This is a genomic window from Paraburkholderia sp. EB58, from assembly GCF_050436665.1.
Lineage (GTDB): Bacteria > Pseudomonadota > Gammaproteobacteria > Burkholderiales > Burkholderiaceae > Paraburkholderia.
This window is the reverse complement of sequence record NZ_JBNDMQ010000015.1, coordinates 34,893-57,389: the sequence shown is the minus strand read 5'-3', so window position 1 is coordinate 57,389 and position 22,497 is coordinate 34,893. Positions and strand designations below refer to the sequence as shown.

Annotated in this window: 17 protein-coding genes; 3 read left to right on the top strand and 14 right to left on the bottom strand. The window is 54.2% G+C overall.

Translation table 11 applies throughout. The annotated features are described in order from the left end of the window. Positions 1-13: 13 nt before the first annotated feature. The 4 genes from P3T40_RS22130 to P3T40_RS22115 form a co-directional block, all read right to left on the bottom strand. Positions 14-466 (bottom strand): DUF29 domain-containing protein, encoded by a 453-nt coding sequence (locus P3T40_RS22130; protein ID WP_429269867.1) that lies wholly within the window; start codon positions 464-466, stop codon positions 14-16. 225 nt (positions 467-691) lie between these two features. Next, positions 692-904, bottom strand: a complete 213-nt coding sequence (locus P3T40_RS22125; RefSeq protein WP_429269866.1) for a hypothetical protein — start codon at positions 902-904, stop codon at positions 692-694. Positions 905-1,900: 996 nt separating this feature from the next. Further along, entirely contained in the window at positions 1,901-2,479 is a 579-nt protein-coding gene (locus tag P3T40_RS22120; RefSeq protein ID WP_429269865.1) for an HAD domain-containing protein, read from the bottom strand. Next, positions 2,476-3,066, bottom strand: a complete 591-nt coding sequence (locus tag P3T40_RS22115; RefSeq protein WP_429269864.1) for a hypothetical protein — start codon at positions 3,064-3,066, stop codon at positions 2,476-2,478. The genes P3T40_RS22120 and P3T40_RS22115 overlap by 4 nt, the downstream gene beginning before the upstream one ends. A 327-nt stretch (positions 3,067-3,393) precedes the next feature. Here P3T40_RS22115 and P3T40_RS22110 point away from each other — a divergent pair, with 327 nt between their 5' ends. Then, positions 3,394-3,726, top strand: a complete 333-nt coding sequence (locus P3T40_RS22110) for a helix-turn-helix domain-containing protein (RefSeq protein ID WP_429269863.1) — start codon at positions 3,394-3,396, stop codon at positions 3,724-3,726. Positions 3,727-3,854: 128 nt separating this feature from the next. Here P3T40_RS22110 and P3T40_RS22105 read toward each other — a convergent pair whose 3' ends face one another. From P3T40_RS22105 to P3T40_RS22090, 4 genes are all read right to left on the bottom strand, one after another. Then, the gene (locus tag P3T40_RS22105) at positions 3,855-5,189 is read right to left on the bottom strand and encodes a hypothetical protein (RefSeq protein ID WP_429269862.1); all 1,335 of its coding nucleotides are present in this window, start codon (positions 5,187-5,189) and stop codon (positions 3,855-3,857) included. 208 nt (positions 5,190-5,397) lie between these two features. Then, a complete protein-coding gene (locus P3T40_RS22100; protein WP_429269861.1) occupies positions 5,398-6,882 on the bottom strand; it encodes a hypothetical protein in 1,485 nt (494 codons plus the stop codon). Between the two features lie 21 nt (positions 6,883-6,903). Then, entirely contained in the window at positions 6,904-7,983 is a 1,080-nt protein-coding gene (locus P3T40_RS22095) for an ATP-binding protein (RefSeq protein WP_429269860.1), read from the bottom strand. 10 nt (positions 7,984-7,993) lie between these two features. Beyond that, a complete protein-coding gene (locus P3T40_RS22090) occupies positions 7,994-9,700 on the bottom strand; it encodes a hypothetical protein (protein WP_429269859.1) in 1,707 nt (568 codons plus the stop codon). Here P3T40_RS22090 and P3T40_RS22085 point away from each other — a divergent pair. After that, a protein-coding gene (locus P3T40_RS22085) for an IS3 family transposase (protein WP_429269858.1) occupies positions 9,678-10,846 on the top strand; the annotation gives its coding sequence in 2 pieces (ribosomal slippage) (positions 9,678-9,942 and positions 9,942-10,846; 1,170 coding nt in all). The genes P3T40_RS22090 and P3T40_RS22085 overlap by 23 nt on opposite strands. Here P3T40_RS22085 and P3T40_RS22080 read toward each other — a convergent pair. The 6 genes from P3T40_RS22080 to P3T40_RS22055 form a co-directional block, all read right to left on the bottom strand. Continuing rightward, complete coding sequence (locus P3T40_RS22080; RefSeq protein ID WP_429269857.1) at positions 10,821-12,392, bottom strand: carbamoyltransferase C-terminal domain-containing protein; 1,572 nt, start codon at positions 12,390-12,392, stop codon at positions 10,821-10,823. The genes P3T40_RS22085 and P3T40_RS22080 overlap by 26 nt on opposite strands. Further along, a complete protein-coding gene (locus P3T40_RS22075) occupies positions 12,389-14,617 on the bottom strand; it encodes a family 16 glycosylhydrolase (protein ID WP_429269856.1) in 2,229 nt (742 codons plus the stop codon). Before P3T40_RS22075 ends, P3T40_RS22080 begins: the two co-directional genes overlap by 4 nt. Next, a complete protein-coding gene (locus P3T40_RS22070) occupies positions 14,614-15,525 on the bottom strand; it encodes a glycosyltransferase family 32 protein (protein ID WP_429269855.1) in 912 nt (303 codons plus the stop codon). Before P3T40_RS22070 ends, P3T40_RS22075 begins: the two co-directional genes overlap by 4 nt. 453 nt (positions 15,526-15,978) lie before the next feature. After that, entirely contained in the window at positions 15,979-17,718 is a 1,740-nt protein-coding gene (locus tag P3T40_RS22065; RefSeq protein ID WP_429269854.1) for a UvrD-helicase domain-containing protein, read from the bottom strand. Beyond that, on the bottom strand, positions 17,708-19,744 hold the full coding sequence (locus tag P3T40_RS22060) for an ATP-dependent nuclease (protein ID WP_429269853.1): 2,037 nt from the start codon (positions 19,742-19,744) through the stop codon (positions 17,708-17,710). Before P3T40_RS22060 ends, P3T40_RS22065 begins: the two co-directional genes overlap by 11 nt. A 293-nt stretch (positions 19,745-20,037) precedes the next feature. Continuing rightward, complete coding sequence (locus P3T40_RS22055) at positions 20,038-21,063, bottom strand: DNA-binding protein (protein WP_429269852.1); 1,026 nt, start codon at positions 21,061-21,063, stop codon at positions 20,038-20,040. Positions 21,064-21,207: 144 nt separating this feature from the next. On the opposite strand from P3T40_RS22055, the gene P3T40_RS22050 reads away from it, so the two are divergent. Continuing rightward, the gene (locus P3T40_RS22050; protein ID WP_429269851.1) at positions 21,208-22,413 is read left to right on the top strand and encodes a tyrosine-type recombinase/integrase; all 1,206 of its coding nucleotides are present in this window, start codon (positions 21,208-21,210) and stop codon (positions 22,411-22,413) included. The last annotated feature ends 84 nt before the right edge of the window (positions 22,414-22,497 follow it).

Genomic DNA, 22,497 nt, shown 5'->3' with positions numbered 1-22,497 from the left:
CCGAAATAGAAGTTCAACCGCCGGTTCCTGACTCGTCCACAGCGGGCAGCCAGCCTCGAGACAACACGTCGTCAATCGACCATGGACACTCATCTGGAAAGTAGTCTCGTTGGTTCTCGGTCGTAACTTCAGAAAGCGCCTTGTCCCATACCAACTGATAGTTTCTGGGTTCGTCCGTGGTGTTGCTAAAGCTAGGAGACTCCCGCAGCCCCTCAAGGACCGATGACCGCTCTGCCTCAATCATTGCCCTCAGACCATCAGTGCGCTCGGTGGGCAGGTATCGCCACCTAAATAGATGCACCAGAAGTTTGACCGTCCGGTCAACAAGCACGTGTAGTTTTGCCTTCGCAACTTTGTCAAGCTCACCTGTAAGGTGTTCGATGTCCAGGAGGTCAATGCGACGTTCCCGTAGAAATCGAATTTGTTCGTGCGCCCATGCGTAGAAGTCTTCGTCGTATGCTGGCATCTAGGTTTCCTAAAAACGATTCCTGCGAGATGTTCGGTAAAGGCGTGTTATCTCCGAATGATTGCGACCACTAGGACGATGCCAGCTATCAGCCCGAGTACCTCGGCAAACCGGCCGACCCACAGGACGACGCAATCAACATTTTTCTGCGACGATGCAAACCGAAATAGCCATTTCATAATTGTCAGCCGGTTCGGACGCTGGGTTCGGATAGCGAGTGCGACCTCATAGGCCGAGTGGGTCATTGTCTTCGGTTTGCGAATCGAGATATTCTTTGGCGGCGCGCTTCCTATCCGCCGCGTATTTCTCAACGGATACTTCGTCGATTTCGTAATCGCCGCTTTCAGTGGGAGTGCCCGTCAGAGCGCCACGCTCAACGAGAACCCGAACGTGCGGATGGCTTACGAAAAGGTATCTGGCTGCTTCCCTGACGTTCATGTTCCCCTCAACGGACTAGCATGTAGATGACGAATGCGACAGCGCACACCATGCAGAGCAATGAGACACCCCCACCTAGCCAAATCGTCACGCGGTCAACGTTCCTTTGCGACGAGGTGAAGCGGAGGAGCCATTTCGAAAAGGGGTTGAGCTGCTTCATCTCATGCCTCGGTCGGTACGGATGCCATGTCGCTCCTACCACGTGCAAAGACTTGGGTACCGCGTCGGAGCAGAGTCCTGACTGCAGCGTCCTCTGGAAATCGCCATAACTCCAAGCGATTGCTTTCATTTAAAAACCTTGGGGACCAGTATCACGAGAACGAGGACCAAGCCGAGTAAGGCGATGGCCCCGCCGAACCATTTCGCAACACCATCGATGTTCTTCTGCGATGAAGCGAAACGCGTTAGCCAATTCATGTTAGAGCCGCCTGGTCAATGTCGATGGCACTATCTACGTCCAGCTAAAAAATCGGTCCAATCCCATGCGTAGACGCAGTCCATGGGTTGTGGGTCTTCTTCAATTACGGGACGTGTCGAATGAGCCATGCGTTCTTGGAACAGGGTTCGCGCAGGCTCCGGTATCTCCCGAAGCCGCACGTACGGCGTGTTACCGAAGGAGGTGCGTATGGGTACATCGAGTTGTTGTGGGCGTGGAGGCAGTTCCTCCTTCCCTGTCAGCGCGACCGCAACTGAGCGAGCTACAAGGTCCCACAGGGTAGATGCGTAGCGCGGGTAGCCGTCCAGAGACCCACATATTTTTCCATGCGGTTCCTCGCTGAGTTCGACCCGATAGTCGGCAAGAGGACCAGTACGCACTCGACCAATCTTCGCAGTAGCCAATACGCGGCTACTGTTCTCGTGGCCGTCAGGCCACATTTCGACAGTTACTTTGAGCATCGAAGGCGTACCTCGGTCTCAGTATCAGTTGAGAAAATTGAAAATCAGCGCTGCTATGGCCCAAAGATTCGACATGTCGAGTTGATCGAGTTCGGAAAGCTACGTCTTCGCATCCTTGTGCGCCTCGACTAGCCATTCTTGAATTCGCTGCTGAGCGCCTTCATCGCTGATGCCGCGGCTAGAGTCCAGAAGCAAAAAACTTCGCATCAGCTCGCCTGGCTCACGACCGAAGTGGTAAGCGCCGTAGACGGAATCGTCGATTGCTAGCCACTGCGTCAGGCCTTTACCGAACGCGTAGCAGGTGATTACGTCTGTACGCCCCGAGCCGTTCAGCATGTAACTGAGCCGCGGTTTCCGGCCTCGGGTGGTGTCGACTACCCTTCGCGCCAGTTCGAAAGGCAGGTAAGAAACGACTTTCTCCGTTGCCATCGCTTCCAACCATGATGTAGTGAGGACGATTTCAACAGCCGGATACGGCTTGAGCATCTCGACAAGTAGTGGCGCGTATTCCAACAGGGGCCTGCCAGGGTCGAGAGTCACCTGATCGTCCACGTCGAGAAGACCGTGACCAACGTGCGGCGTTCCATCAAAGTCGACAAAGAGCGTCGGGGTCGACGTGTTCACGATATGCTGCGGGTGTTCCATCAATTTAACCTCGTATGCCGTGAAGAAGCTCATTCGGCGTTTTTGACCTTGAAGGTTGGCGGGCTAACGCATTCGTCGCAATAAACATGGTCCCAGTAGCCCTTCCTGAACTCTCCAGGCTTGCCGCATCGTTCGCACACCGTTTGAGCAAGGAACTCCGCGTGTTTGGCGAACTCGTGCATGCACGTGCATTCGAAGCTGTGGAGCATAGACCCAGAAGTGACCGCTATCCGCAGCTTGCCCTCTGTCTCGCGAATTTCGTAACAATAAGGAAGGACTGGAAAAAGCGCATCCGACGGCGTCGGCCCCAGCAACAGCTTGCGATCAATCGAAGCCAAGTTGTCCGGAAACTCCGCCTGGTCTTTCCAAACCGCGTGGAACAGCTCCTCAATTTCTTGCGCGACCAATTCGATCACCGGATACCACCCAAGCCCGCATTGGATGCCAAAGAACGCGAGGTTCGAAGGGTATGCCTCGGGAAAATGCACTGGCCGGAAAAACAACGGATACCGCGAGAACAATTGTTCTTGCTTGTCAATTGCACGCCAAGGACGAAGCTCCTGCTCAATGGGCAGTTCCTCGACTTGCTTTGCTTGACGCTTTGGCCGCTGCGCGTTCACCTACCGGTCCCCCTCAAGTGTTCAACGTTGGTCAGTCATCTTTGCCGATTCAGATTGGACTACTGAGTTCATTAGATGCACTCGGTGAATACATCGGCTGAGACATTGCCAAATACGCTGTTTCTCGCTATACCAGTACGCGCAGCGCGCTTCTTGCACCGCCCGCTCTCCCATCTCCACCGCTGTGCCGGTCCCAACCAACCGATCGCGGGTCACAGCGCAAAACCAAGTTCATGCAGATTGTAAATCCGAAATTATGTAGTGTAAAGACTGCCAGTTTTTAAACGGTCACTGTGAAGACTGTAGATCTTATCTCTGCCATGAGTAATGCTCCTGCCCCATATGGCAGACCAGAAAAATCCGCGCCTCGCGTCGGTCCGAAGACGACTCGCGAACAACCTTAAATTGTTCCGCGGGAAGGTGGGCATGTCTCAAGAAGAACTCGCGCACCGTGCCGGACTGCATCGCACGCAACTCAGTCAGATCGAACGCGAACTTGCGAGCGTGAGGCTGGACACCTTGGTGTCGTTAGCCGAAGCGCTAGGGGTCGATGAAGCCCAATTGTTGACCCAGCACGAAGAGACACCGACACCCCTTAAATCGGGACCGAAGATCAAAGATGATGTGTCGGCGAGAAACCCGCGCCGCAAAGCAGAGTAGCATCCGAAGCAAGCGGTATGATCGGGATACGTCGAAACATCAGCGGACGGATGAGCAATAAAAAATGTGAGCTAAGTCCAGGTCGGCACGTGCGCATTCGATTGGCCAGTGATATTCCTGTTCACGCTCTAAACGTTAACGTACCAATACGTATTTCGGAACTGGTGATCGCGATGCGCTATCTCAAACAACAATTCTTCATCGGGAACGGCATTCCATCCGGATGCTGCGTATGCCACGGCTGCGCTATACATCAACCGCCTGGTAGTTCGACGAGAGGCACAACGCTCTACGGAGGTCTTGGCGATTGGTTCCGGTTTTGGAATTAAAACAGATATCTGTACGTCATCTTCTGTTTCATTTTGACAATACGGAACATCACATGGACTGACCGGCCCCGTTACAAATATGCGCACGCCCGACGATACGGTAAACTCCTCAATAGCCGACCAAATACGCATGAAGTTGAGGTAAAGCAATCGAGTTATGCTCGTCTTATGCCTCGACCGAAAATTGGCTAGCGCCACTGGTCTTATGATATTAGGCTGAGCGCCCTTCCAAGATGCCCCCAACTGGGGATTCAGTGTTTCGTGCGCGGATCGCCAACTTAGATAGGCAATCGCTGCCGAGCACATATGGGGGGCGTCGAGCGCAAGGCGTTCGAATTTCCCCATCATAGATATCTCTTTTAAACATCGTCGATGCTGGCGCATAAATTTCCTGAATACGGCTCGCCGAACAACTCGATACGCCTCTGACAAAGCGGAGCGTCCCTCTTCATCGTCATCCCCGAGAGTTGAAGCATCAGTCAAGGTAAGCGGAGCGAGAACAGAACTTGGTGTCAGGCGGTCATGATGCATCCATTGCACGGGAAGCGGAGCCAAGTCATTCGCCCAACCCGCCCGCCAGTATGCTCGATAGAAAGGCGTTTCCGTGCCGTCGGTTGCCAGCGGATCAATCAGCGCTTGCGTTCGACCTGAAGCATCAGAGAGCGAGCGCCACCAACTCACAATTTTTTCGCAACTCGCTTCAATTTCCTTTGCGAGAAGCGGACCCACCCGATTAACTTGCACTCCCGCTTGATTGTGAAAATCAATCAGGTAATATGAAAAAAAATCACAGCATCTTTTCTCCTCATCCGAGGATCTAATAGTACCTATCGAGTCGGCGCATCGAGCACAACCCTCTGATAATGGTATTTTGTGCCACGGACAATACTTCATCACTGGCAAATTGAAGAGCGTACAGTGATAACCCAAGGCGGCGCATGACGGACAGTGCCGTACTTGATAACGTTTCGGTCGGAAGGTAGGAAATCCCAACTCATTTAAAAAACAATTCCGGATCCGCTCAATATCGACCCCTATGAGATCCGCCAATTTTTCAATCTGCCAAGATTGACTCGAAAGCAGCATTGTTTGCCTTGGAATCTTAGTAGAGGACGGCAGAAACAATCTAATCATTTCATACCGTCGAAGAGAATTCACGGATTCAATCTTTGTGAACAAACCCCAAGCCGATTCATACGGTGCGGGTCCGGCTGGGTCCCACGAAAGACGCTGAAATACGGCCATAGCGCTCTTCTCCCACCACCAAATTTAATCCACAAAAACATTGTTCAACTTAGTATTTTATATAAAAACATTTAATAATTTCCAAAGATCAATAACTTCACACAATCAAATGCCAAAAAGAACGTAGCTCGAAACAAAAATTTTTGATTCTGAATAATTCATCGTGTACCGAATTCGTCCAGCTCCAATTATCAAACTTATCAGCCGCCGCTTGATTGTACATTGAGCTAGATATCCTCGATCTGAACTGACAACGGCGGGTAGTTATAGAAGCCAAATATCTCGCATCTGGTATAATTACTTTTACACAAAAATGATCGCCGCTTATTTCCAAAGATGATTCTCGATCCAAGATAGTGAATGGCAAGTCGAAAGTAATTTTCCCTTCTAATGGTCGATCAATATAAATATTTGTTTCTGTTAGTAAAATTTCGAGGTGTGCCCATATCCGAAGAAAATTAGCATATTGCGCGTTCGGAGAAAGGTACAAAGTTCGCCGGTAAGCAGTCGAATCGTCTATACCTTCGTTTGACATCCGTTGCAGAGCCAGTGAGTAGCACGCGTCGTATACTCGCGTCCAAGCCAGAAAAGCAAGGCAAACTGTACAAACAGTTCCGCTATGCAAGTTAAGTCGCTCCGAATTTTTCATACGAAGAATTTTTCGCAAACATGCGCGATGAGGTTTTACGAACCGGCAAAACACATGACGACGCACTGCTTTCCTCGCCAACCTGAAAAACTCGGTTAGGTTCAAAGAGCTATTTTCAAGAAAAGGAGCATAATCTCTCCAAAGAACGGCGGTACTCGAATGATCTTTAATGCTCCACAGCCAGGGAATAGGCCTTGGAGCGAGTGTCTGCGCATAACCGAGCAAAAGTTCAACATTTGGCGTTCTTGAAAGCCCACGAGCGCTCCCGCACTTCTTCAGCGGCAGGAGGAGAAGCTCTGCATCGGGATCGGAAATATTCAACGTCGCCCACCAGCCAATCAACCGATTGCAAAATGAAGGGATGACACTTGCGAATTCCTCCGAGAGAGAAGAGCCGATTTCGCTCAGCGGCATTCGCAGCGAAGGAACCGTGTTAGCCTTGGACGGCATAGCAGTTCCTTCGGTGAAAATCTCTTCCGGTTGGATCCTCCCACCGAAGAGTTCCAAGTCTTCGAGCTTGTCGTAGGCGTCAACTAGCGGAGCGCCGTGCCAAGGGCAATGCGAAACCAAATCCAGCGTGAACAAAGTACAATGGTATCCCATCTGCCAGCAGTCCTTACAGTGGCGAATCCGAAACTGTCCGCGGTGGTCAACATTGAGACCTTGTTGATCCAAAAATCCCTCTTTCAACTTACGGCCGTCGACACCGATCAAAGAAGAGTACTTTGTAAAATCGATCCAGTAACTCAAAAACAACGGTTTTAGGTTATCATCCGGCCCTAAGAAATTGTCATTTTTGATTAAATATTGCAACTCTTTCCACGAAAGAGCGTTAATAGTAATTAATTTTAAAAATGTGCTCCAGGATGATTCAAAAGGCCATGGCCGCACTGGATTCCAAGATAGTCGGTTCCGGATGCCGCTATTCTTCATGACACGTTGGCAACAAAAATGTTAAATTTGCGAGTACGGCAGCACGGATGCTGCCTGAAGTGCTGCCATAATATCTTCATCGTCAATGACAAAATCATTATGATCCTCACGCCACAGGCTTAGGCAGATATCTTCGATAGTGAGCGAAATAAAATCCATGGTGCATTCGAGATTTGTTGCAAGACAACCGGCCGACAACAGGTCCCAAATTTTTGCCGAATATTTATAAAATCGGAAACCACAGCTAAAAGCCCGTGGAAAGAAGAATTGCGTGTAAGTGCAGCTCGGATCCCCGGGCCATTCAGTTTTTTCATCGAAATAAGATAAAAAAGCTTTAAGTGAATCAAGTGAATCGCAAGCGACAAATCGTTGCGGGGCTTGAAAAAATCTAGCGACTATCTGCTGTTTTTCTTGAGCCATTAAAGCCGTAATACGATCAATAATTTCTCGCTGACCAAATGAGATAGTTGTCATTCTAATTCCAATTAGGTCAAGTGCATTGTGTAGCTCCAATAGGTTAACTAGGTCTGACTCTCCCAATAGATTAACTTCGTCCAAAATAAGCACGTACTGATTTCCATGCTTGCTATGGGTACAGATTTGCACGTCCGCTACTACGTTGCGCAATAAAAGATTCGGATCTTTTCGCTGCGAGCATACGTGCCCACTGCCCTCGAGAATTAGCCGCCAGACATGACCCGCTTGAGGTCTTGGGGTACTCCGCGCACTTGCAAGTGTGACATAAACGTTTTTGAACTCTTCCGTGAGATACCTCTTGATGCTTTTCGCACAGGTAGTTTTTCCTGCACGAGTTTCGCCGTAGAAAACTACTCCAGGCCGACGTGCGTACACGCGATCTCTCGCCACATTGTATGTAAGTCGAATCATGGGAGTGGGAATGACGTAGTCGCGTCTTGCAACTGGGTGTGCATTAATCAGCCCTTCCCTATTATTTAACAGCCATGAAGTTGATTGATCCAAAGATTTTTCAAAAACAGGCTTGTCTTCCAAGGGCGATAATTGATCAGCACCACGAACTTTCCCCCTTGTTTCGGAGAATTTTTTATCGCCTGATGGATAAGTTGCGGTGCTGGCGCTCACGGGCTTTCTCCTAACGATTCTTCGTCTTGAAAAGTTCTTCTGAAGGCGGGGGCAGCAAGAAGCGTCTCTTTCCGGAATCCGGCGTGGGCGTGACTTCCGACTTAGAAAGCTTTTGCTGAGACGCGGTTACTTTTCCTAAGATTGGTGCTACGTTCGCATCGTGTGCAACTCGGACAGCTTCGGTGGCCTGCTTAGGCGTCAGCTGTGCGCCTTTTTTCGCACCTGGTGCCGTGAGCGAAATGTGTTTCATGTATTCGTGAACTGGATCCGCTGACTCGGTTAGAGCCAGGATACGCTTCGTAATCAGTTGGAAGATCGTCTTTCGAGTCTTGAGGTCATGCTTTGTTAGGCTCCACTTTCCGGCTGCTTTGAGAATTCCAAGTTCGGCCCCGCTCGAGAGAAACGCAGTCACCTGACGCAGATCGCTTTCGTCGATGTGGATAATGAGTTTTTTGCCTACTAGTCCAACAGCCTCTCCTAAAACCGAACTGCTGTAGCGAACATTTTCGAACTGAATGTACGGTTTTCTCCCACTGTCCAGCCCTCCCCTGACAGTACACGTCTGTCGCCTGGCAATCAGAGATGCTCGTGACGCCATCGCGTTAGGGAGTTTTCGAACCAATGTCTTCGGGTCAGGACCAGACATGAAATATCCGAGTGTTTCCAAGGGCGAATTGAACGAGTTGCGTTCACACGGTAAGCCGTTATGTTCCGCAAACACCACGTCAATGAGTTCCTCGATTTCCGTCGCGCGAATGCGGTGCGTTTGTGCAGACGAAACTGGGTCGTTGGCACGGCCTGACCTCGGACTCGAACCCGTTGTCGAAGGCAACCGGTGGAACAGATCAGTAGATATTTTTTTGAAGGTGCGTTCTATGTTCGGGCGTCGCTCAAAATGACCCGGAGGTCCCCAATTGATGACGAACCCGGCAGTTTTACGCACAGTGTCATGGATCAATTTGGCCAAATTTGCTAACGCGCCGTCCAACATGGTCACACTCCAAACAGCGCCTTGCGCTTCAGGTAGTACGCCACTAGGGAAGCCACCTTTTTTCGGATATTGCAGCCCCCTGACACTCAGTTGCTTCGGCTCCCAGCGCCCAGAGATGGCGTCCCGAATTAGCGCAGCAACATCGGCGGCGCCTACTTCGCTTCGAAAAACTAGGCGATAGGCCAAAACGGCGGTCGAAAGTCTTTCTACGATCGCAAGGATCCACAGTCGGCTCAACACGACTTCTGCTTCTGTTCCTTCAGGGGTGCCGAACACGGCCGTAACAAACGCATCTATATGATAGGCGTCAATTTCAACGGCATCGTAGGGTTCAGCGTAAGGGATTAGCCTTTCAAAACCTCCCCCAGTTGCCATGTGAGCACGTGCATCATTACTCTCCCGCGTCTCGACAGTGCGCAACGGATTCCTCTCCGAGACCAGTTTCATATATTGCTGAATCGTCCGTCTGCCTCTATATTTTGTTGTAAAAGGCCACTCGAGGTCAGTTATCCCTCTGCGACGCAACTCGTCACAAAATATCCTTTGTAACGTCGATGGCTTGATACGAACCTCATGCACGGAAGGTCCACTCTGTATTCCGTCTTTAGCGAGACGGCGTTTTTCCTTTCGAATCAGCCTGATCTGAGGTAGCCTGACTTTTTCGGACACTCCTTTTTGATAAACTTTATCAATGGGAGCACACATGACGAAACCAAGAACATACACACCAGAGCTTCGTGAAGAAGCTGTAAAGCTTGTGCTTGCGCAGGGCCTGACGCTAGATGAAGCGGCGAAGCGAATTGCAATTCCGATGGGGACTTTGGCCACTTGGGTCAAAGCAGCCAAGCTTGGCAATGGCGCCGTGACGGCGCCAGGCAGTCGCACGGTTCCCGAATTGGAAGCCGAGGTAGTCAGACTACGCAGGGAACTGGCGGAGACCAGGATGGAGCGAGATATCGTAAAAAAAGCGGCAGCGTATTTTGCGCAGGAGTCGCTGCCAAATACGCGGTCATGAATACGATGCGACTCGATTATCCAATTGCTGTCCTGTGCCGTGCCTTTAAGGTTTCGCGCAGCGGCTTCTATGCCTGGTCAAAAGGTAAGCTGTCTCCACGTGCGCAGGTTGATGAACGCCTGAAAGTCGCCATCAAGGCTGTGCACAAGCAGAGCCGCGAGACCTATGGCACTCGACGCGTGCAGCCTGAGCTTGAGGCACAAGGCTTTATAGCCGGCCGCGACCGCATCGCCCGCCTGCGCCGAGAGCTGAATCTGCGCTGTAAGCAGAAGCGCAAATTCAAAGCCACGACGAATTCGAATCACAACTTGCCTGTCGCCGACAATCTGCTGAACCAGACGTTCGCGCCAACGCGGCCAAACGAAGCCTGGGTGACAGACATCACCTATTGTGCCACCGACGAGGGATGGCTCTACGTCGCCGGCATTAAGGACGTCTTCACCTGTGAGTTGGTTGGATACGCCATGGGTGAGCGCATGACACAAGGACTCACGGCGCAAGCCCTGTGGCGTGCTGTGCGCAACAAACGCCCCGAGAAAGGCTTGATTCATCATTCGGACCGTGGGAGTCAATACTGTGCTCATGACTATCGGAAGCTGGTTGAACAATTCGGCATGCAGGCCTCAATGTCGCGTAAGGGCAATTGCTTTGACAACGCTCCGATGGAAAGCTTCTGGGGCAGTCTAAAAAACGAACTGATACATCACCATCGCTACGCCACGCGTGCCGATGCGAAGGCGGCAATTCAGGAGTACATCGAAAGCTTTTATAACCGCCAACGGCGCCACTCGCGCCTAGGTTATGTTCCGCCCGCGTTGTTTGCTGAAGCGTTCAGCAAACAACAACAGGCGGCTTAAGAAAAGAGTGTCCGCTGTTGACAGTACACCTCAGTAACGTGTAAGCCGAAAGATCGGACATTGTGTTGATGAAGCCCTTGTTCTTGAAATTCAGAGATGTATTGCACAAAACGCCATAGCCGGTTAGCGCCTTGAACGCAGTCAGCAACTCGAACATCGGGCGGTTGGTCAGACCGGATACCGTTTGAATGCGCGCAGTCCGGTTCACATGGGTCACCGCTGCCAGCGCATCCGTGGAGGCCCGATGAGTGTAGAGCATGAACGGGCTTGGGCGATTGCACCCAAACCATTTTCCAGCATCATCCTCCAAGCAGACGGGAGCGATCGGGCGGAACTGCTCTCGCTGTTTGATGACGTTCAGCCGCTCTCTGGTGCTGGCTTTAAAAGGCGCGGCCAAGATGGAGCGATTACCAAGAGCGCGCGGTCCGATCTCGTACCGGCCATTTGCCCACCCCATGATCAAGTCACTGGCCAACATGTCGGCAACGGTCGAAATGTTCGGTTCCCACTCATCGAATTGAGCGGCATCGACAGCTTCGTCGGACAAAAAATGCAGCCCGGAATAGACATCCCACGCGACCTTGGGATTGCCGGTGAAATGGAACTGAGCGTCGATGGCTGTCCCAATCGCTGAACCCGAATCGTTCGCGACCGGAGGGACGAACACGTCGCAAAAGAATCCTGACTCTCTCCACTTCGTGTTCCAGTCGCAATTGAGCCCGCATCCTCCCGCTATCAACAATGGCATGCCCCGTTTCAGATTTGCCGCAGCGAACCGCTGAAAGCGGTCGAACAGGCGGTCGCTGAAGATACCTGCGAAGTTGCGGAATTCCGGATCGTCCAGTCCCACGTTGTAGTGCCGCAATTCTTTCAAGGCTTCACACTGCCTGGGTTTGAGGTGCTGGCAATCCTGCAGCAGGAAGGAAATGATTTTCTCTTCCTCGTCCGATGGCTGGCTTCTCTTCGAAAACGAAGCGAGCGCCATCAATTTTCCGGCATCAGAAAGCCGGGAGAATCCGGCGGTGCTTTTGTCGAAAGTCGGATCTGCCAATGCGTAGAGCATTGCGTATCGATGGCCTGGCTCTGGCATGACATCGCCGACCTTCGTCACATTCAACTCTGCATCGATCTCGTAAAACGCTCCGATGACTCCCTCCCAAAGCAGCGCGTAGCAGGGAGTTCCCTTCGGCAGGTCGGACATCCCGAACGCGCATAGGATGTGCGATCGTTCGTGGGGCGATGAAAAGAAGTCGACGGTCTTGCCCAACAAGCGCCGCTTACTGACAACTACCTGGTCGTGATGGCTGCCACGGTAGTCAGCCACGGCCTCTTTCCCGAGTGGAGAGTCGCCGGGCCACCAGCCCCCTCTGCACAGCACGTCGGGAACCGTCTGAAGTTCGGCGAAAACGTCGAATGTATCGGGAACAGATAGCGATGAATGTCGGTACTTCGAACCCTTCTCGGCTTCGATGGAAAACACCAAGCGGCCGTCCTCCACATACGCAAATGCGCCGTCATGGCCAGGGTTGTAAGAAAGTATCTTCATGTTGCAGCTCCGCTGATAACTGGCCCGTGCTGGGCTGGATGCATCCCATCTTGACGCTCGAGTGACGGCGGGCAGTGCGCTCTCACGCTAATCGATTGCACGTGTGTCGCGGCCGGAAGCCGACGGGTGTTAAGTCGTCCCGCAAACTGAGTGGACCGAGAGGGCCAAGTGTTGACATGCAGTTTCATCGGCAAGTGTGGAATCGGGGTTGGATCCCAAAGCACTCGTCGATGAACAAGGCGGTCATCCACCAACCATCGGATCTCGCACGGGGTCCATTCGATGGCATACCGATGCATACCCTTCGATGCGTCGAAACCCAACTCGATGTGGCTTGGGGCACCTCTGTAGCCGTAATCGAACTGAGCGCCTTCATCTCCCGGGTTGTAAAAGACGTTGACGAGGAGGCGGTTTGGCGTGTTGCCGGCAATCTCGACGTCAATTTCCTGATGCGGTGAATTTCGGTGAAGAAAGAACCCAGTGATCACCCCTGGCACGTTAGACGCCTGGAAGGTAGATTCGAACCTCCCGAAAAGGTACTGGGCACGGCTACTCAGAGCGCCTGCGCTGTACTGCCGCACGCCAAGCTCTTCTCGGCGTATGTGAAACGTTGCGCCCTCGACACCACGGAACTCGACGTTCAGCGGACGAAACAATGCCAAATTACCGTTGAAGGTATCGGTCCTTGCAGTCCAGCGCAACGGGTCGAGGCGCTCTAGGCGATCGTCGACATCTACCCACTTCCCCTTGCTCTCATGGGTCGTGGGTACGACCCGGACACCTAACCAGCCGCGATGATCAGCCTCAACGACCCATGGGGACCGATCCCGGTCAGGTGTAGAGCGCTTGCGAGCAAGGTCAGCCTGCAGGTCTATTTCGAGGGTGGGCCGTTGGCCCAAGTCTTCTAACTTTGGGAACGAGCATGAAGGTGGAGCACACCTGAGGTGCTCGCAGAGGATCCGCCAAGCATTTATGTTGCCTGAATCAAGCACGACGATGTCCGCGCCTTCGAGGCCGGGTGGAACGCTCCAGGCGGTTTGGGTAGCGGCGTCGCCTGGAGGGGCCGTCACGATGAACTTCGCTTGAGGATAGCCGCGTCGAAGGTCCCTGACCATTGATTCCAGACATCCCACGTTTACGTACGCATTAAAGACCCGGTCAATACTGCCCTCACGAAGCCGCGTCAACTCTAGCAATGGCAGCGCGTTCAAATCGCTGCAGCATCGGTACCCGAGCATCGACAACGCCAACGCGAGAGAAGACTGACCCGAGTTGGCAGGGCCAAATGCAAAAACAGGTAGCTGAGTCGGACGAATGTTGAACAGGGCAGCGCCCTCGCTGTTGATCGCGCCGATCGTGGAGAGGGTGGGAAGAATCGAGTACGAATTGGTGGAGAAGGCGTCTCGTCTTTGACGAACAAGAGAGCGCCTCGTTGCTCGCACGTTCAGCACGCTGAACTGGTGGTTGATCCAAAGGTCGACCGGCCCGCGACAAGGTAGCAAACGAAGAAGCTTTTCTGCGCCTTGTCGGGAGAGTATGTACCCGGACATATACCACAGTCCGCGAACCGGTCGGAATACATGGCTCGACACAAACATTTTTGGAGCACCATGTGTTACCTCCATGTACGACACATAAAGCACATCGAAGCCTTCGTGCTTTCCGCGGTCGATCGCAATATCCTTCCAAGCTTGGTCCAAATGACGGGCAAAACTGGGATGAAACCACACGTCGTCCTCGAGGATGAGAGCATGTTCTTGCGTACCCTGCGCAACTCGTCTCCAAACCTCAATGTGTGATTTGGCAACCGCCACCTCAGCCCTGCTCATTTGGATCGGTGCTTCAAGCTCGTACCGCGTCGGAAGTGTCTGCGGCTGAGGCTCGACAAAAAGTTGATCTGCCAACGTGTAATAGGGATCGACATCTGCGTCTTTGAGAGGGTCCTGCGAAAAACGCCTCGCATCCACAGCGGCATGCCGTTCCGTGAGGTTGAGAAGATCATTGCCGAACCTATCTCGTATGCGTCCAAGCTCTTGCTTGACGCGTGACCAACGGGCTGGCTCCCGGTCGAGGTTGATTACGTAGATCTTTTCAATCTTCGGACCGTTCGACATCCGTTGAGCGCCGAATGCTTTCGACGTCTGCACCGGAAGCATCTTGCGAAGGCTGTGCCCTAGGCGGAACGCCAAACGAAGAGCGGCCAGGGGGGGACGTGCCGGATTCATCGCAAGTCCGAAAGTGGGGATGAACGGTACGCCTGCTGATTGGACAGCCTCCAGTTCCTCGAGTCGTTGCGGTAGCTAAGTGGCCACTGGCTGGTGGATGTCAGTTCCCAATCGTGCACAACCATCATCGCGTCAGGCGAGCATCCTTCGTTTAACACTTCGAACACCGACCGGGTGAGGTTGCCAGGACCGGTCGTAGCCTGGACCTCGGGCAACCCGTTCGCTAGATTCGCTTCAAGGGATAAGGTGGCGTTCAACAACGCTCTTTCAACGATGGGATGATGGCGCGACGCGATCAGAGGTGTGGTGTTGAAGTAGAAGATCCACCCCGGCTGGTGGGCGTCAGGCTCAGCAAAGATCGACGGTGCCACCATTTGAGACGTTGCGACGTCGTAGCAGAACGGCTGAAGCTTCAGCCGTCCATCCAGGAACAGTTGGTCGATCGGCGTGCCGTGGTAGACATCGTCGGAATCGATATAGAATCCTCCTTCAACGAGCACGTACGAGTAACGAAAGTAGTCCGACATCATTGAAGGGTGGTAGCACCTGTTAAAGGCTCTCTCATGGCGAGCACCTAAGCGGTTTCGAATGAACGTTCTGGCAGAGCTCTCATCGAACACCTCTAACTCAAACCCAATCCGTTCGAGTTGTTTCCACGAGTCCATGCAGGCTCTGACGTCTTCAGGCAATCGCTGCAGATCGTTCCAGAATTGCACGATGCGCTTTGGAGTCGGGCTAGACCACGTCGTCGAGGCGAGCGTTGAGCCATCACGGCGCTGCACCATGTCGCGTACGAAGTTAGAGCGGGCACGTTCGGCAGGCCCCAGTGGATCGGCTTTGACAGCTTGGTTCAGATCTCTTGCTTCGCTCATTTTTTCGTTTGCCCCTTTTGAAATGGTGTTGGTCATTATCAGGAACCCGGATATGCCATTGCAAACTGGTCGCGTCCTACGGGGCGGCCGACATGCCCTAATTGAGCTGATCGTCGCGCAGCGCGAGGCGGGAGACCCTGTCGCGCGCTTGCAGAATTGCTGCCCGCTGGGGACACCTGACCGAACAACGTTCTACGATGGCGGCGCTGAAGGGTACGTGGACTATCAGGCTTACTTGGCCAGTTAAGGCGACCCGGTTGTTCTTCATGCCCCTCTTGCCCTGTGGCCTCGTCGGTTCAAAGCCAGACTGAAGTCTTCATTCACCACGGAGCGGTCACCAGCGCTGGCTCTATAACCCTCCTCAACGGGCGCGCTGCCACTGCCTGAACGGTTCTGCTGAACGTCTCCAATCAACCTGAGGCGGGCATTGTCTGCGTCCCATAAACGTCCGCTCCTAGCCGACTGCCGCCCGATGTGATTGGCTGAAGTCTAGGTTAGGTTAACCGCAGCCACCTTGCTGGCGAACAACGTATTGAGCACCCCCAAGGACTTGTCGCTCATCGTCTGGGTAAAAAGCACTGCTAGACGGCGCTTTGGCCGAGATACACTGACGTAGAAGAGATTCCTGGCGCGGTTGAAGCCTTTCTGATGTGCGGCCGTCGGTTTCGCACCGGCAACCATGTATTCAAGCATGCGCGGCCAGTTGTAATGGTTCCAACCGCCGCCGAAGACGACGAGGACGTTCTCAAATTCTGCGCCCTTGACACTATGCTGAGTGGCGAAGGGCGTGAAGCCATCGACAAAGCGTACGAGTTTCACGATCTCCTGATACTTCACGTCACGCAAACGTCGATGGCGGCTAACCGAGGGCTTCTCTGGCTCTCCCGCAGACGGATCAAACGCTGCCATGTCGTCCTCACGACGGGTTACGTTGTCAGGCAAACGAGGTCGGCGCGTCCTTTTTAGGAGATCCAGCACCTCGCCAACAGTGCCGCTTTCGCGCAGAGCGTCGAGAGCTTTCATGTCACCTGCCCAAGCCTGCTTTTCTGAAGGCTTTCGCAGGGTTGCCGCCACGCCAAGCAGGTCGAACATTTGCCCGTACTTTTTCGCCTTGTACGCTGCACATGTAGGTTCCACAACTCTGCCAAGAAATTCCAAAGTTGCATCATCGAGCTTGGAAATGGCGTCTTGATGGGACTTGAATATTTCAACGATTGAGGGGTAGCCTTGCTCGGCCGCGAGGGCGGCGTGCGTTAGCATCAAAACTTTCGTGATTCCCGGGGAGAAGTCCCAACCATCATCCTGAAGTTGCTTGCGAAGCGCGGCGACATAGGCACGCGTGACATCTGGTGGCGTGTCCAGTTTTGAGTGTGCGGTGTCAGTCCGCTCCCCTGTGTAGCTATTAGTATGGAACGCGCGCGCCTCACCCTGCGCTGTCTCGTCATCAACGACCTGAGGCAAAGTAGGCCGAAGACGGTTGAGCATGTCGACTACGGCAGGCACAGAGCGGAAATTCGAGCCCTTATCGATTCCTTCAACGTTGGGCAGTGCAGCCAAGTCGAAATCGTCCCGGTAAATGGTCTGCCAGTGATCGCCGAACAGACCGGTTAGTGGGCCCTTCTTAGGCTCTAGAAAGTATGCCGCCAACGCACCCATGAACTCGTCATTCGTGTCTTGGTATTCGTCAATGAACAGTACCGGGTAAGACCCAGTGAATATCTGCTGGAACTTCGGCATCGCCAGGAAGCGGGCCATCAGCTCTGGGATATCGTCGTGATGTAGAGTGATCCGGTCATCGTGGATGCCGAAATATCCGAGGTCGTACTCAATACGTCGGTTGCCAACGCCGCCCGCTTCTGTGATCTTGTCCGCATGCCTTTGGAGCTTTCCTACTTCCGCTCTGAGAACGGATTGAAACTGGCCCATGGATCCCCAGCAGAACGCATGAATGGTTTCAACCAGTACGGCCGGGTGCTCGTCAATCTCTTGCGAAATTTCTCGCTTTGCGACGTTTGTGTAAGTGATGCATGCGACTTTCTGGCCGCGACGCAAGTAATCTGAGCCGCGATCAGAGATGAGCCGCTTAAGGGCTTGGACGAGGGAGTAGGTTTTTCCCGCTCCTGCGCCGGCTTCGAGCCGGAAGCACTGGTGATGTTCAATGCAATGATTGACGCGCTCCTGCGCCTTTTGCGCAGCTTCAACCGCAGGACTTAGTTTTTTAGGCGCCATGAGCCACGCCTCCATCTACGGCCGGGGCGGCAGGTAGCAGCGGTGTGGAATCTGCGAGCCAAAGGAGGCCTTCATTAATGTACGCAGGCACCTTCCATGCGTCTTCGGAAAGACCGTACTTCAATGCGGTCTCGACCTTGCCCAGGTCTGCGGCAATGCCGAACGAAAGGTCGCCCCAATGGTCGCCGGTGTTCAAAGCAAAGAGCGTTGGGTTGGCGAGGATGAATGCATCTTCAAATGTGCGCGCGCAGAACTTAGATTCAGCTTCATGAATCTGGTAAGCGACTCGTCGATAGCCCTGTACCTTATCTTCCGGCGTCTTTGCTTTTAGAATGTCTAAGGTGAGTGCCTCACCATCTTTGATCTTGAACCAATCGCGAAGAGTCGTGTTCAATGACCGCTCGCCCTGCGAGTAGGGACACTTCACGTAGCGCCCCTTATCGCCAATCTTTACGGCGTCAAGATCGGTGATGACCAGTGTCCTCAACTCGAGAAAGTCAAGTAGCGGCGAGAAAATCTTCGCGTTCGCTCCGTCGACCTCCACTGTCGATACGTATTGCTGAGAGAGTTTCTTGGACTCGTCTAGCGTTTCGTCGATGAGCTGGAAGATGCGCGGCATCAAGAGACGCTCGGTTGGGCCTTCAATCAAAATGGCCTTGTCGGCGAAGAACAAGTCGCATTTCGTCAAGGTCATGTATCGATGCAGAAAGCTCCGATCCGGGTCCTTGATCTTGTCAGCTCCTTTCCGAAAGTCCTTAATGACTGTGTGCCGCGTTGCGCCATTTGGGGAGGGCTTGGCGAGGAAGTAGCGGACTGCATCAAACGGGGCCGCGTTCGCGATATGCGATGAATGCGTCGTGACGACAAACTGGACCGGCCACTCTTGATCTGGATACTCCACCGAAAAAGCTTGGACTGCTGCATTCAGCTGCTTGATGAAGACCTCCTGCATTTGCGGATGCAAATGGGCCTCAGGCTCCTCGATGAAGATCAGATGCACTACTGGTAGGATTGGGTTAGTGCGAAAAGATTTGTGAAAACTCAGAAGCTGAAGAAGAATATAGATCAGATTTCGAGCGCCAAGACCGTTGTATCCCTCAGGAAGATGGACCCCATGTGCCCCCGTGTAGAAGACCTTCGTGTGTTCACTGAGGAGACTGGCGACATTCAGAGCCGTCTCCGTCCGCAAGTCCGGGTCATTGAGGCCTGGATACCCGAAGCTCTTGATCTTAGGCAGCAACGCGGTGAGCTTCTCGTTGAAGCCCTCATGGATGCTTTGCTCGATGTTCGAGACAGCAGCCTTCAGTTCAGCCGCAATCGCTTGGTCTGCTGTGGTTGCTGTGGCACTTGTCGCCGTGGTGAACAATGCCTCTAGCAGCTTACCCAGGACGTTTGGCTCTCCGCGCTTGTGTTGATCAAGAGACCTTTGCGCGCCTACAAGTCCGCACTGAAAAAGCTTACCGAGCTGTTTTAGTTCAATGATGCGCTCGTTGGAAGAATCGGTGGGATCAACCGCCGTAACGTGATACTCGTAGGTCTTCGGAACAGCCTCTTTGAGGTTCTTAAAGAAATGCGCAGCGTCATCTGCTTCTCCGGCCGGGACAGGTGGATCAAGCAGCAAAGCCAAGCCCGTCTGTGCCGGTTTATATTCAATACGGATCTTTGCGGTCTTGCACTCGGGATCGAGGTCGATCACAAATGGCGCGAGTGCACCAAGTTCGTTGGCTGGGTCGTAAGTCACGAACACGGTAGCCGTTATGACCGGCAACGCCGCAAGGACATCCTTCTCGTCCTTGCCCTCGCGACGCAGCCGCCTGGCGACGAGAAAGGCATCTCTTCTCGCTGCCGAAAAATCTTCAAGCCGCAGCTTTTTCGGCTCATCCCCGAGGACGTGTGCGAAGAACTCCGTGATAGACGTCTTGCCACTGTTATTGCGGCCGACGATCAGTGTCGTCGTCCGTTCAAGTGACATTTCAGTGCTCTGTAAGAGCCGGAAATTCTCGATCGCGATTTTTTCTATCCGCATGCCCCGTCCTCAGGCTTGATTGAGATCATTCTTTATTTGTCGAGTTAAATCTTACGACTCGCGTGTAGGAAGCTTTATAGCACGAGGTTGTTCGAAGTTTGCGCACTGAATGACTGTTTTCAGCCTGAAGCGGAAAGCGCTGCGCCCACTTGTAAAGACTAGTACTAGCCGGCTACCGATCGATGCGCTTCGCATGAACCAAGGCGGCATCGAAGTGGGGTGACCGGCTGAGCACGACATTGAAGCAGCCCTTAACAACATTGCATAACACCTTCTACGGGCCAATACTAAAATCAGGATGGTGATCGCTTTCGTGCTGCGACCTTGGGTGCAGCGCGGCGAGGCTTGTTGGTCTCGACGGAGGATAGCGGGCGCTTCCGTGTCGCGGCCTGGTTCGCGACGGTGGTCGCGAGTTGGAATCTCAGCGCATCGAGTTCCTTGGCGTATGCCGCATTCGAAATGCGAAGCGCTTCCAGACTCCCTTCCACGACACCTGAACGATGACGCGCGTCGCCAAGCTGAACCTGCAGCGCCTGGATTTCCTCCCGTTGCCGGGTTTCGCTCTGCTCCGCCCTGCGCGCGGTCGCCTCAAGCTCTTTCTGGAACCGTGCATTCACGCCCCGCTCACGTTCGATCTCAAGCAGCGCCCGCTTCTCGGCCGCCCGCAAACGCTCTTCCGCGAGCTCAGCGCTGCTCCGCAGTTTGTCGAGTTCACCCGAAAAATCTGCCCTCGCCTGCACCAGTGCCCGGTCCCGCGCACCGATCTCGTCCTGCTGTCGCGCGATTTCGGTCTCGAGCGCCTGACGCGTCGCCTCCCCGGCGGCCTGCGCCTGCTCCAGTTCCTGAATGCGCACCTGTGCCGCCAGCAACGCGCCGGTGCGCTGCTCGAGCGCCGTTTCGGTCCGCACGAGTTCGGCCTGCAGTGACACTACCTCGTTGCGCGCGCTGGCCTTCTCCGCCTCGGCGTCAGTCCGCAGTGCCTCGAGCGCCGCCTGTGCTGACGTGGTGGACCTCGCCCACAGCGTCGCGACAAGTTCCCCGGCAGCCGCCTGCAACTCCGCCGGCAGATCGGGATGCCCGATCCGCACCCGGCTCTTCTCGCGCAACTCAACCCAGAACTCGCCGAGCACGTGAGTCGGCGTACTCATGCTGCCGCGCTTCACCAGCTGATAGAGCCGGTTCGCGGTCGGCGTGATCCCGAAGCGGAAGAACAGCAGCGCGCAGACTTCACGGTACAGCTCGCGGGTCTTCGGGAATGCGGCCTTCAGGCGGTCGATTTCGGCGGCAAGACGGACTTCATCGGGCAGGACGTCGGACATGGGTGCAATTTCGGTGAAATTAAGTAAATAATATAACGTAAACCGCTATATATCTAATGCATATACTTTATAATTTTGACATTATGCGTATAATGTTGAAAATAAGAGGCTCAGGTCCGTCTCCGGTTAAGTCTCATTTTTGCCATGCCCGAATCCACCACCCCAACCGTGTCCATCGTGCCCGCGCCGCTCGACGCGCTGGTGATCCGTGCCGTGCTGGACGGGCGGGATGGCAGAAACCGGGCCACCGGGCAACAGGCCCAGATCGCGGCGACCACTGACCTCGATGCGCTCCGCGCGTGGCTCGCGCGCTTCACCGACACGAAAACCACGTTCGAGAACTACCGCAAGGAAGCCGAACGCCTGCTGCTCTGGGCGATCGTCCAGCTGGGCAAGCCGCTCTCCTCGCTGACCCACGAAGACCTGCTGGTCTACCAGCACTTCCTCGCCGATCCCCAGCCGCGAGCCGTCTGGGTCGCGGGGGGTGGGCGGAAACATCCGCGCAGCGACTCACGCTGGCGCCCTTTCTACGGGCCGCTCTCCCCCGCCAGCCAGCGTCAGGCAATGGTGATCCTCAATGTGATGTTTGCGTGGCTGGTGCAGGCCGGCTATCTCGCCGGCAATCCGCTGTCCCTGTCACGCCAGCGGGCGCGCAAGGCCCCGCCACGAATCACCCGGTACCTTGAGCCGGAACTGTGGCAGGAGGTCAAGGGCTACATCGGATCGATGCCGCGCGAAACGGCGCGCGAGCGCTTTCATCACGCGCGAGTGCGGTGGCTTTTTACACTGCTGTATCTGGGCGGCCTGCGCATCACTGAGGTCAGCGCCAACACGATGGGACAGTTCTTCAGCCGGCGCGATGCGGCCGGGCGCGATCGCTGGTGGCTCGAGGTGACCGGCAAGGGCGACCGTGAGCGGCTGGTGCCCGCGACTGCGGAAATGATGGCGGAGCTTACGCGCTATCGCCGCGCCCATGAGCTATCCGCCCTGCCGCTGCCCGGCGAAAGTACGCCCCTGGTGCTGCCGGTTGGCGAGGCACGCAAGCCGCTGACACGCGCTGCGCTCCACAAGATTGTGAAGGAGGTTTTCGCGGGCGCAGCGACCCGCCTGCGCACGGATGGCGAGTCGAATGCAGGGCGGGCCAGCCGGCTTGAGCAGGCATCAGCCCACTGGCTTCGGCATAGCGCGGGTTCCCACATGGCCGATCAGCAGGTGGATCTTCGGTTAGTCCGCGACAATCTGGGGCACGCCTCCCTCACGACAACGAGCCAGTATCTCCACATCGATGATGATCGGCGTCACCGTGAAACCGAGGAAAAGCATCGGATTAAATGGCAAGGCGGCGGCTAGATAATCGAACGTTAGAGCGATCGTGCTTTTCTCCGCTTATTCAGGACGGACCCCGACCGGACCAGATCAACGCCGTTTCCATTT